At 65.0% G+C, this 11,590-nt stretch carries 9 protein-coding genes and 1 pseudogene; 3 read left to right on the forward strand and 7 right to left on the reverse strand.

The window, feature by feature from the left end:
• The 3 genes from G3436_RS23585 to G3436_RS23595 form a co-directional block, all read right to left on the reverse strand.
• The coding region (locus tag G3436_RS23585) for a cysteine hydrolase family protein (RefSeq protein WP_476644181.1) at window positions 1-280 on the reverse strand (280 nt) is incomplete at its 3' end.
• Window positions 281-508: 228 nt separating this feature from the next.
• A complete protein-coding gene (locus tag G3436_RS23590) occupies window positions 509-2,323 on the reverse strand; it encodes a M48 family metalloprotease (protein ID WP_163950135.1) in 1,815 nt (604 codons plus the stop codon).
• Between the two features lie 4 nt (window positions 2,324-2,327).
• Window positions 2,328-4,337 (reverse strand): DUF4034 domain-containing protein, encoded by a 2,010-nt coding sequence (locus G3436_RS23595; RefSeq protein WP_338001311.1) that lies wholly within the window; start codon window positions 4,335-4,337, stop codon window positions 2,328-2,330.
• Window positions 4,338-4,500: 163 nt separating this feature from the next.
• On the opposite strand from G3436_RS23595, the gene G3436_RS23600 reads away from it, so the two are divergent.
• Entirely contained in the window at window positions 4,501-5,931 is a 1,431-nt protein-coding gene (locus tag G3436_RS23600; RefSeq protein WP_163950144.1) for a mechanosensitive ion channel family protein, read from the forward strand.
• Window positions 5,932-5,942: 11 nt separating this feature from the next.
• Here G3436_RS23600 and amaA read toward each other — a convergent pair whose 3' ends face one another.
• The 3 genes from amaA to G3436_RS28645 form a co-directional block, all read right to left on the reverse strand.
• The gene (amaA, locus tag G3436_RS23605) at window positions 5,943-7,229 is read right to left on the reverse strand and encodes an L-pipecolate oxidase (protein WP_163950139.1); all 1,287 of its coding nucleotides are present in this window, start codon (window positions 7,227-7,229) and stop codon (window positions 5,943-5,945) included.
• A gap of 138 nt (window positions 7,230-7,367) precedes the next feature.
• A complete protein-coding gene (gene amaB / locus G3436_RS23610; RefSeq protein WP_163950141.1) occupies window positions 7,368-8,858 on the reverse strand; it encodes an L-piperidine-6-carboxylate dehydrogenase in 1,491 nt (496 codons plus the stop codon).
• A gap of 96 nt (window positions 8,859-8,954) precedes the next feature.
• Window positions 8,955-9,149 (reverse strand): hypothetical protein, encoded by a 195-nt coding sequence (locus G3436_RS28645; protein ID WP_338001312.1) that lies wholly within the window; start codon window positions 9,147-9,149, stop codon window positions 8,955-8,957.
• Between G3436_RS28645 and G3436_RS23615 the strand changes: the two are divergent.
• Both G3436_RS23615 and hglS read left to right on the forward strand, forming a co-directional pair.
• A pseudogene (locus G3436_RS23615) lies at window positions 9,060-9,895 on the forward strand (LysR family transcriptional regulator). The gene G3436_RS28645 and the pseudogene G3436_RS23615 sit on opposite strands and share 90 nt — an antisense overlap.
• Window positions 9,896-9,991: 96 nt before the next feature.
• Window positions 9,992-11,392, forward strand: a complete 1,401-nt coding sequence (gene hglS, locus G3436_RS23620) for a 2-oxoadipate dioxygenase/decarboxylase HglS (protein ID WP_163950142.1) — start codon at window positions 9,992-9,994, stop codon at window positions 11,390-11,392.
• A gap of 93 nt (window positions 11,393-11,485) precedes the next feature.
• On the opposite strand, the gene G3436_RS29100 is transcribed toward hglS, so the two are convergent.
• A partial coding sequence (locus G3436_RS29100) for a hypothetical protein (RefSeq protein WP_420801250.1) occupies window positions 11,486-11,590 on the reverse strand: 105 nt, incomplete at its 5' end.

The following is an 11,590-nucleotide window of genomic DNA, read 5'->3' on the forward strand; positions in this document are numbered from 1 at the left end:
TGTCCCAGGCGTTGATCTGGCCGGGGCGGGCGATGTACGGCGCGTCCGGGAACAGCGCCTTGAGCTCCGGCACCAGCGGGCCGTTGGGGCCTTGCTCGAAGCTGGTGGTGAGGATGGTCGGCAGGTTGAAGAACTTGGCCAGGTCGGCCAGGGCCAGCACGTTGTTCTTGAAGCGGTCCGGCTCGATGTCGCGTACCAGCGACAGCAGGCCCGCCTGGTGGTCGACCAGCAGTACGGCAGCGTCGTCTTTGTTCAGGCGGTTGTAGTTGAATGCGGTCATGGTCGTGCTCCAGAAGGTGGTTTGGTTTCAAATCAGTGGGGTGTTTCGCGTTGATGGGTAAAGATTAAAACCAAGACCTTTGGCGCACCAGATAGCTAAAATTGGCTATAGCGTTCTATTTTGTGAACGATTGGCGCCTGGCAAATCGAGCACTCTCGGGCTACCGGCCCAAAAGCGTTGTATTGAAGGGATCGGGAACAGGCGGGCCAGAGCGGCCCGCCAGAAGGGTTACACCAACGCGCTCAAGCGAAGCCGCGCCGCTTCCGAGCAATGCACCAACCGCGCATCGCCCGTCGACAGCATGACCGCTTCCACGTCCAGCCGAATGCGCGGCAGCAGGCGATTGAGCAAGTGCTGGCAATCACGTTGCACGTAGTCAGGCTCACCGGTCAGGCGCCTGATCACCCGCGATGTCAGTGAAGACGCGCTGAGCACCAGCAGCACATAACGCCGGGCCCCGGCCTCACGCACCAGCCACACGCCAGTGGCCAGGTTGAGCAGCGGCGCCAGGGTTTCGATCAGGTTGTTGCGCTCCACCGGCACCAGGTCGTGGGCGATCCACTCGCCCTCTTCCCCCTCGGTACAGCCTGCACGCTGAAGGGCATCGGCCTCACGCCGGTAGTGCTGCGCCGCAGCACGATCATCGCTGCGCAGGGCCAGCACGCTCAGCTTGCGCAAGCTGTGCAGTTGCAGTGCACCAGGCTGCTCGGCCACCTGCCGCCACAACGCCACGGCCGCCTCTGTTCGGCCGGCCAGCACATGACATTCGGCCAACTGGTAGCGCAGCGCCGGTGTATCAGGTGCCTGGCGCAACGCCTCCTCCAGCAGCGTCATCGCTTCTTCGCCGGCCATGTCGAGGGTGCGGTACAACCAGGCAAGGCGCGCGATCTCCTCGCTGGTCAAGGCGCGCAGGCGTCGCTTGCGCAGCAGGTCATGCTGCTCGGCCACGCGTGCCTCATGCGCCTCACGCGCCTGCTCGCAGCACCGCGCATTGTCCTCGGCGCGTTGCTCATCCAGGCGCTGCGCCAGGCCCAGGTGCTGCTCGCCCAGCCACGCCTGCGCTGCACTCGGCTGGCTGCGTTGCCATACCAGCGCGGCGTCAGGCTGGTCTGGCGCACCGCCCAGGGCGGCAAGGCGGTCGCTCAGCGCCGGATGCGTGTCGGTGTCGTCGGTCTCGCGGCACAGCGCGCCATGCAGCCAGCTACGCGCCTCGGCGATATCCGCGGGCAGGTCGAGCGGGCCACGCCCGGCCAAGTCCGTCAACGGCGTGGTGCTGCCCGCCAGAAACACCGACGGCCAGAACGACTGATCCATGGCCCGGTCCTGCAGGGCCAGCCCCACCAGTGCCTCGCGCATCGCCTCGACGCCGCAGGCGCGGGCCGCCTCGGCATCGGCCTGGTACTCGCAGCGCCTGGCGAAGTTAAGGCTCAGTGCCAGAAAGCGCGGCACATACCAGCCCACGAACAGGCGCAGCGGCGCACTCGAGAGTGAGCGGTGCAAGTCCAGCCGCTCGCCTGCCGCCTTCCATTGCAGGCGCGCGAAATACACCCGGCTGGCGTAGCGCCCATGGCTATGGGCGATGTGCGCGCACTCGTGCGCCAGGATCGCGGCGCAGGCCTGGGGCGACAGGGTATCGAGCAACGGCAGGCCCAACCACATCACGTTGCGGGTCTTGCGGCCCAGCACATGGTGTTGGCGAATGCTCGCATTGAACTCGTCGTTGAGGTAAACCGCGTCCAGCGGCGGTGCTCCCAATGCCAGGCGAATTCGCTCGATCTGCTCGAACAGTTGCGGCGCATCCGCCGCCTCCAGCGCGATGCCATCTTCGCTGGAGTCTGCACGAACCGTGAACGGCACCTTGAGCATGCTGATGCCAAACAGCGCGGCAGGCAGGGTCAGGCACCCGGCCACCAGGCCGGTCAACCCGTGCAGCCACAGGAACATCATCAACGGCAGCGCACACAGCGCCAGCCCGCATCCCAGCAGAAAACCGTTGCCCAGCAGCAGCCAGGCGCTGATGCGCAAACGTTGCAGTACGTCCATCGGCTTACTGCGCCGGCTTGGGCGGCAGATCCTCTACGCCGACCTTGCCACGGCCCAGGATCGCGCCAATCGAGGTGACAAGGGTCTTGACCAGGCTGTGGGAGTTCAGCACCTGGTACTGGACCTCCTGGATGCCTTCGTCGTCCGGCGCCAGGTTTACCCCATGCTGTGCCCACTCCATCGCGGCAAAGCGACTTTTCGTGACCCCGCGACCGTGCATGTAGGCCAGTGCGATCTCGGCACAGGTGCGTGCGGCCACCCAGTCGTCATCGCAGTCGACCAGCGAACGCAGGTACTGCACGCCGGTTTCCTGTTCTTCGCCAGTACCGTAGTCGCGCAGCAGGATGCCGATGCGGATGCGCGCACGCAGCTCGGCCCGCGTCGACTCGCGGGCGCCTTCGAACAGCTGCACCACCTCATCGAAGTTGGCGCGCACGGTCATGTCCAGCTCGTCGTCGAACAGCTTTCTCCAGGCCAGGTTGAACATGCTTCGAGGGCAACCCTGCTGTGCGCCCTGCTGCAGCCAGCGAAGGTTCTCGGCGTCATCCAGATAGCGCTGCGGTACATCGTCCAGCCGCCCGCTGTGGATCTCATGCAGGAAGAAGGCGGCACCCGGCAGGCCACGCTCGGCCCATTGCAGGGCCAGGTAGTAGCTTTCGTCATGATGGCCGCCCCACCACACGCGTGCGGGCAGGCTGACGATGTCCAGGCCGGTTTCGCCCAGGTCGCGCTGGCCGAGCACCTGAGCACGCTCAAGCAGGTCGGCAACCTGTTGCGGCTGCTTGTCGAAGCCCCACAGGCCGAACTGATGACCGAGCGCCTTGACCGCCAACGGCACGCCATGCTCGTTCATCGCGCACATGCGTTCCACGGCGGTCCTGAACGCACCCGTCTCGTCGGCCATGTTGTTCACCACCACCAGGTGGAGGAAGGCGCCGAACGGCCCGTCGATCTGGCGATAGTAGCTGCCCTCGGGAAACGCCTGCACGCTGGCGACGTGCAATTGCATCGAACGCGTGGGGTTGTCCAGCGAGTACGCGCAGAAATGTGCGAAATCGCCCAGCGCGTAACCTCGGTAAAAGGGCAGCAGATCACGCTCAAGCCAGGCTTCGTAGTCGGCCAGGACCTCGCGCGCCGCGTTGAACTCCTCCTTGGCCGGGAAATACTCGTGGATGTCAGAGAACGCTACCCAGCGAATCACATTGCGCTGCGCCTCGTTCAGCGCGGCGCACAGCGGGCCGGCGGCAAAGCCTTCGATGTCTTCATGGCTGCCGCCCCAGCGCGGCAGCAGGTAGTTGGCGTAGCTCTGCAACGCCTCCAGGCAATCCGCACGCCAGCCAATCACCCGGTGCAGCCAGTAATCCTGGCCCTGGTCCAACTCGTGCGCTTCACGCTGTGGCAAGCCCGCCGGCAACGCCTCGGGGGCCTGCTGCAAAGGTACCAGGCCATAGCGCGCCAGGTGCTCCACCGCCATCTCCAGCAACTCGGGGTCCTGATCGTCGCTGGCCATGCTCCTGGCGGGCTGACCACGGAACAATTCATTCAACCAGGCGGGCTCACGAAAGTGCGCGCACAGTTCCATCAGGGTGACACCGGCCGCCACCGGCCGCGGCGAGCGCTCGATGGCTGCCAGCAGGTGCATGGCCGACAGCTCGCACGCCAGCGCAGCCCCCAGCCAGCAGTCTTCGGTCACGCTGTTGGCCCAGCCGGTGCCACGGATGTTGCCCGCGCGGCCGAAGCAGAAACTGCCCATGAACAGACGCGGGTGGAAGGCATCCGGGCAGGCGGCTATCCAGGCTTGAAAAAAACGCGCAATGTCGCTGGCCGGGGTCACACTGAAATCGAACAGCGTGCCCGTGCGGGCAGTATCGAGATAATGGTGGCTGCCAGGCTCGGCGATTGCCCACTCAGCCTCGAGATTGTCGAAGTAGCGATTCAGTTCATCGAACGATTCGGTACGAACCCATTCACGAAGTTGCAGGCGAATTTGGGGGATGTTCTGCAAAGGGGGCACCCTTAAGTCCATTTAGTGAGCGCGGTCGCGCGAAAAGGCATTCATGATGGCGGTGAAGGCTAATCGACACTACTGATTGGATCCAGTCCTATCAAAAAAAGTGTTGTTGATAATGGCTTTCAAACTGCCTTTACTGGCAGTAGCCCACCCGACCGAGACCGGCATGCTCACATTCCTGCACACCTACCCCTTGCTGCTCAGCGCCAGCCTGTTGCTGATCGACCTGCTGGTGTGGCGGGCGATCCCGCTGCAGCGGCGCAACTGGCGCATCGCCGCGCGCCTGCTGGCCTTCGTGCTGTTCAGCGCGGTACTGATCAGCGCCGGCATGAGCCCGCTGCAACCAGCGCCCTGGCCAGACGACGTGGCACGCAACCTGATGGCCACGGTACTGGAAATTGCCTGGTGGCTGTTCGCCGCACGCACCCTCACCGTGGTGCTCGGCCTGATGCTGATCGCCCGAAGCGGGCACACCGGGCGCCTGTTGCAGGACGTACTGGGGGCACTGATCTTCCTGGTGGCCATCGTCGCCGCCGCAGCCTACGTCATGCAGTTGCCGGTCAAGGGCCTGCTGGCCACCTCCGGGGTGATGGCGATCGTGATCGGCCTGGCCTTGCAGAGCACCCTGAGCGACGTGTTCTCGGGCATCGTGCTGAACACCACGCGGCCGTACCAGATCGATGACTGGATCTCCATCGACGGCACCGAAGGCAAGGTGATCGACATCGACTGGCGCGCCACGCGCCTGCTCACCGGCAACGGCAGCATGGCGGTGATTCCCAACTCGGTGGCAGCCAAGGCCAAGCTGCTCAATTTCAGCCGCCCCAGCGATGTGCACGGGGTCTCGATCAGCGTGGTGGTGCCAGCCCAGGTACGCCCGCGGCGGGTGCTCGATGCGCTGGAAAAAACCCTGCAGGGCAGCAGCGCACTGTTGGCCACGCCCGCGCCCAAGGTAACGATCAAGGCCACTACGCTCGAATCGGTGGAGTATGAAGCCAGCGGTTTCGTCAGCGACATGGGCAAGAAGGGCGAAGTGCGCAACCTGCTGTTCGACCTGGCGCACCGTCACCTGCAAGCCGCCGGGGTGGTGTGGAACGCCGACAGTACACCGCGCCCGTGGAGCCGTCAGCGCAGCCTGCTCGAAGACGTGCGCATCTTCCGCTCGCTCGGCAACGACGAAAAGGACAGCCTCAGCCAGCGCATGGTGCCGGTGGAGTACCTGGCCGGCCAGGTGATACTGGGCGTCGGCGAAGCCAGCGCACATGTACTGGTGATCGGCACCGGGGTCGTATCGGCGGCGATTCGCGATGGCGACACGTCGGTGGAGGCCGGACGCATGGGCCCGGGTGAAGTGCTGGGGGTCGAGGGCCTGCTCGATGGCGAGTCGTCCTATGCCGAGTTTCGCAGCCTGAGCAGTTGCCTGCTCTACCGCATCGACAAGGACGATGTGCGCAGTTGCCTGGAACAGCGCGGTGAAGTGAAGGCTGCGCTGAGCAAGCTGGCGCGCTTTCGCCAGCAGGCCAGCCAGTCACTGCTGTTGCAGAAACCGGCAGCCATCAAAAAAGGTGGCTTCCTCAGCTGGCTGCACAACAAGTGACCCCATAGCGGTTACAGCAGCACGCGCAGGCATTGGCCGGCGTGGTACAGCGAGAAGCCGGTTTCGTAGACGCCGGTGCGCAGCAACGGCGCCGACACCGGTTTCATCGGTGCAAACGGGATGGGCAGCGCGTCCGGGTTGTCCTGCAGCAGGTACTGCGCGAAGGCCTTGCCGATCACGGTGCCGGTGGTGTTGCCGCGGCCGTTGTAGCCGGTCACCGCGACGATGCCCGGTGCCGGCTCGAACAGACGCATCAGGTGGTCGGGGGTGAAGTCGATGCAGCCGGTCCAGTGCATCTCCCAGTCGACCTTGCCCAGTTGCGGAAAGTAGTGGCTCTGGATGCGGTCGGCCCAGCTGCGCACGAACCACGCCGGCTTGTTGTCGACCCGGCCCATGCTGCCCAGCAGCAGGCGGCCCTGGTCGTCGCGACGGATGCTGCTGAGCACCGTGCGTGTGTCCCACGAACCCTGGCCATGCTTGAGCACATTGTCGGCGGCTGCGCCCTGCAGCGGCGTGGACGCCACCTGGTAGTAATAGCCACGGAAGTAGTGCTTTTGCAGGTCGGTCCAGTCGCCTTCGGTGTAGGCGCCGGTGGAGATCACCACCTTGTCGGCGCTGACCGCGCCCTGCGCGGTTTTCACCTGCCAACCGCTGCCCTCGCGGGCCAGCCCGGTCACGCCGGACTGTTCGAACAATTGCCCGCCCAGGCGCCGCACGGCAGCGGCCAGGCCACGGGTATAGCCCATCGGGTTGAGGGTGCCGGCGCGGCGATCGAGCAGCGCGGCGGAAATCTTGTCGGTACCGCAGTATTCCTGGCATTGCGCGCCGGTCAGCAGTTGCACATCGGCACCGCGTCGGCTCCATTGCTGGTGACGCGACTGCAGGTCGGCCACGCCACTGGCGTTGTGCGCCATGTGCAGCGTGCCTTCGTTACGTGCCTGGCAATCGATGCCCAGGCGCTTGATCAGCGCGAACACCTCGGCCGGCGCCTCGCCAAGTACCTTGTTCAGGCGGCTGCCCTGTTGCTGGCCCAGAGTGGCCTCGACATCGTCGGGGCGGATCCAGGTGCCGGCGTTGACCAGCCCGACGTTGCGCCCCGAGCCACCGTGACCGATGGCACGGGCCTCCAGCAGCACCACGGACTTGCCTTGTTCGAGCAGGTGGATGGCCGCCGACAGGCCAGTGATGCCACCGCCGATCACGCACACATCTGCCTTGATCTCGGCCGCCAATGCGGCGGCGGGTGCCGCAGGCGGGGTGACGAACTCCCACAGACATTCTTGACGCAGGTCGGTCATGGCCGGCTCCGTTGGTTGGCCTTGGATGGGTGGTGCGCCCTTCGCTGGCAAGCCAGCTCCCACAGGGTTTTCACTGGCCTTGGAAGCAGTGGGATACCTGTGGGAGCTGGCTTGCCAGCGAAGAGGCCGACGCCGTTATCAGTCGAACACAATGCCCTGCGCCAGCGGCAGCTCGCGCGAGTAGTTCACGGTGTTGGTCTGACGACGCATGTAGGCTTTCCACGAATCGGAACCCGATTCACGGCCACCGCCGGTTTCTTTCTCGCCACCAAACGCGCCACCGATTTCCGCACCGCTGGTGCCGATGTTGACGTTGGCGATACCGCAGTCACTGCCCGCCGCACTCTGGAAGCGCTCGGCTTCGCGCAGGTCGGTGGTGAAGATGCACGAGCTCAGGCCCTGTGGTACTTCGTTGTTCAGGCGCAGCGCCTCGTCGAATTCGTCGTACGCCAGCACATACAGGATCGGCGCGAAGGTCTCGTGGCGCACCACCTCGCTCTGCCCCGACATTTCAACGATTGCCGGGGTCACGTAGTAGGCGTTCGGGTACTGCTGCTGCAACTGGCGCTCACCACCGAACACATTGCCGCCCTCGTCACGCGCACGCGCCAGGGCGTCCTGCATGGCGGTGAACGAGCCCTTGTCGATCAGCGGCCCGACCAGGTTGTCCTGGCGCGGATCACCGATACGCACCTTGGCGTAGGCCGCTTTGACGCGCGCAACCACTTCGTCCTTGATCGAACGGTGCACGATCAGGCGACGCAGGGTGGTACAACGCTGGCCGGCAGTGCCCACGGCACTGAACAGGATGCCGCGCACCGCCAGGTCGAGGTCGGCACTCGGCGCCAGGATCATCGCGTTGTTGCCGCCCAGTTCCAGGATGCTGCGGCCGAAACGGGCCGCCACACGCGGGCCCACTTCACGGCCCATGCGGGTGCTGCCGGTGGCGCTCACCAGCGGCACGCGCGGGTCGTCGACCAGTACCTGGCCGGCGTCGCGGTCACCGATGATCAGTTGCGCCAGGCCTTGCGGGGCTTCACCGAAGGCTTTCAGGGCTTTTTCGAACAGCGCCTGGCACGCCAGGGCGGTCAGCGGAGTCTTTTCGGACGGCTTCCAGATCACGGCGTTGCCGCACACCAGCGCCAGCGTGGTGTTCCACGCCCAGACAGCCACCGGGAAGTTGAAGGCGCTGATCACGCCGACCACGCCCAGCGGGTGCCAGGTTTCACGCATATGGTGGCCTGGGCGCTCGGACGCGATGGTCAAGCCGTACAGCTGGCGCGACAGGCCTACGGCGAAGTCGCAGATGTCGATCATTTCCTGCACTTCGCCCAGGCCTTCCTGGGTGATCTTGCCGGCTTCGATCGAGACCAGCTCGCCCAGTTGCGCCTTGTGCTCGCGCAGCACTTCGCCAAACAGGCGGATCAACTCACCGCGACGCGGCGCCGGCACATTGCGCCAGGCCAGGAAGGCCTGCTCGGCCTGTTCGATCTTGCCCAGTACCTGAGCCTTGGACTCCAGGTGCACCGAGGCGATTGCGCTGCCGTCGATGGGGGTGTGAACGGGATGGTTGCCATCGGTGTAGGCAGAGGCCGGTACACCCAGGCGGGCGAGCAATCCATCAACCATTTTCTTCTCCTGCAAGGCGGTGAGTGGTTGTAATTGGTGATGGGATCAGTATTAATCCGATCACTCTGGCGCTACAAACGACCTTTATTCTGCACATCATTCCGCCAGGTAATGGTTCGACGGGTGAGTACGACCGCTATGTCCAAACGTCTGGTGCCCTCGATGGCGGCCCTGCAATGCTTCGAGGCTGCGGCCCGGCACCTGAATTTCACCCGCGCCGCCCAGGAGCTGCACCTGACCCAGAGCGCGGTGAGCAAACAGGTCGCGCAACTCGAACAGATGCTGCGCCACCCCCTGTTCCTGCGCATCCGCCGACGCCTGCAACTGACCCCGGCCGCGCCTTGTACCTGGCCGAGGTGGACAAGATCCTCACGCAGGTGGACATGTCGAGCCGCTATATCCTGTCCTACGGCGAACAGACCGAAGTGCTCAAGGTGGCCACCCAGCCCAGCTTCGGCGTGCGCTGGCTGATCCCGCACCTCAAGGGCTTCGGCAAGCGCTACCCGAATATACACCTGGATATTCGCAACGAGATGGAGCCTTTCACACTGCTGCACAACACCGCCGACGTGGTGTTCTTCTATGGCCAGGGCACTTGGCCGGGGGCCACCTGCATCGAGCTGTTCGGCGAGGAAGTGGTGGCGGTGTGCGCGCCGGAGTTGCTGCAAGGGCGCACCCTCGACCACGCCAGCGAGCTGTCGCAACGGGTGCTGTTGCAAAGCACCTCGCGCCCCGAGGCCTGGCATGAATGGTTCCTGGAACAGGGCCTGCATTCGGCCAACAGCTACCATGGCCCGCGCTTCGACACCTTCTATATGTGCCTGGGTGCGGCGCAGTCGGGTTGCGGTGTGGCGCTGGTGCCGCGTTACCTGGTGGCGCAGGAACTGGCCGAAGGCAAGCTGGTGCTGGCGTGGCCGCACGCCATGAAAAGCAGCGGTGCACACTTTCTGGCGTTCGCCGAGCACGCCGCCGAGGTACCCAAGGTGCGCAGCCTGGTGGAATGGATTCGCGAGCAGGTGGCTGCGACCACGTCCTGAATTACAGGAATGACCGCTCGACTTTTTTTTCGCTTGTGCCGGGCCTGCATTCCTCGCTTTCATGTAAGGGTGATTTTTACCCTCAGGAAGCTTTCGATGCCCGCTCAAGATTTCGTCAGCCCGGACAGCATTCGCGCCCGGTTTTCCGCGGCCATGTCGCTCATGTACAAGCAGGAAGTACCGTTGTACGGCACCCTGCTGGAGCTGGTGAGCGAGATCAACCAACAGGTGATGACGCAACAGCCCAAGGTGGCCGAGGCGCTGCGCTGGACCGGCGAGATCGAACGCCTGGACCAGGAGCGCCACGGCGCCATCCGCGTCGGCACGGCCCAGGAGCTGGCGACCATCGGCCGCCTGTTCGCGGTGATGGGCATGTACCCGGTGGGCTATTACGACCTCAGTTCGGCCGGCGTGCCGGTGCACTCCACAGCGTTTCGCGCGGTGCACGAGCAGTCGCTGCATGTCAGCCCGTTCCGCGTGTTCACCTCGCTGCTGCGCCTGGAGCTGATCGACAACCCGGCCCTGCGCGAGCTGGCCGCCGCGATCCTGGCCAAGCGGCAGATCTTCACCCCGCGGGCCTTGCAGCTGATCGCCCAGTTCGAGACCGCAGGTGGCTTGAACGCGCAGGATGCCGAGGCGTTCGTGCATGAAGCGCTGCATACCTTCCGCTGGCACCACGACGCCACGGTGACGGCCGAGCAGTACCAGCAACTGCACGACCAGCACCGCCTGATTGCCGACGTGGTGGCGTTCAAGGGCCCGCACATCAACCACCTGACGCCGCGCACGCTGGACATCGATGCGATTCAGCTCGGCATGCCGGCCAAGGGCATCCCGCCCAAGGCCGTGATCGAGGGCCCACCCCAGCGCCGCTGCCCGATCCTGCTGCGCCAGACCAGCTTCAAGGCCTTGCAGGAGCGTGTGGCGTTCATCGACCAGCAGGGTGCCGACGGCGGTAGCCATACCGCGCGCTTTGGCGAGATCGAGCAGCGTGGTGCGGCACTGACGCCCAAGGGGCGGGTGCTGTACGACCAGTTGCTGGACGCGGCGCGGGCCGACCTGGGCGGCGTGCCGGCCGAGGCCAATGCCGAGCGTTACATGGGCTTGCTGGGCCAACGCTTCGAGGCGTTCCCCGATGACCTGGCGCAGATGCGCGAGCAGGGGTTGGCGTACTTCCGCTATTTCCCCACCGAGCGTGGCTTGAACGCACGGGCGCAGGCGCAGCGGCCCACCTCGCTGGACGCGCTGATCGCGGCCGGGCATGTGCACTTCGAGGCGTTGGTGTATGAAGACTTCCTGCCGGTGAGTGCGGCGGGGATTTTCCAGTCGAACCTGGGTGAAGGGGCGCAGAGCGAGTACGGCAGCAATGCCAACCGTGCAGCGTTCGAGCAGGCGCTGGGCAAGACGGTGCAGGATGAGCTGGCGCTGTATGCCGAGAGTGAACGGCGTTCGCTTGAAGCCTGTGCGCAGGCACTGGACCTGCCTGGGCTGATTTAAAAGCTTCGCTGGCAAGCCAGCTCCCACAGGGTAATCAGAGATCTCGAGATCTGCACTGTACCTGTGGGAGCTGGCTTGCCAGCGAAAGCGGTTTCAAGCGGACGCCGTCGCCTGCAACCCCGCCAGCAACAGCCGCTGATACAGCTCCTCCTTCAGCCCATCCGGTTCATCCAGCCCCATGCGCAGCACATGCGCGCG

The sequence above is a fragment of the Pseudomonas brassicae genome, assembly GCF_010671725.1.
Lineage (GTDB): Bacteria > Pseudomonadota > Gammaproteobacteria > Pseudomonadales > Pseudomonadaceae > Aquipseudomonas > Aquipseudomonas brassicae.

Excerpts from the sequence above, each read along its gene's own strand:
- hglS (WP_163950142.1), top strand. The coding sequence starts at position 9,992 with ATGCCCGCTCAAGATTTCGTCAGCCCGGACAGCATTCGCGCCCGGTTT.
- G3436_RS23590 (WP_163950135.1), bottom strand. The coding sequence starts at position 2,323 with ATGGACGTACTGCAACGTTTGCGCATCAGCGCCTGGCTGCTGCTGGGC.
- amaB (WP_163950141.1), bottom strand. The coding sequence starts at position 8,858 with ATGGTTGATGGATTGCTCGCCCGCCTGGGTGTACCGGCCTCTGCCTAC.
- G3436_RS23600 (WP_163950144.1), top strand. The coding sequence starts at position 4,501 with ATGCTCACATTCCTGCACACCTACCCCTTGCTGCTCAGCGCCAGCCTG.
- amaA (WP_163950139.1), bottom strand. The coding sequence starts at position 7,229 with ATGACCGACCTGCGTCAAGAATGTCTGTGGGAGTTCGTCACCCCGCCT.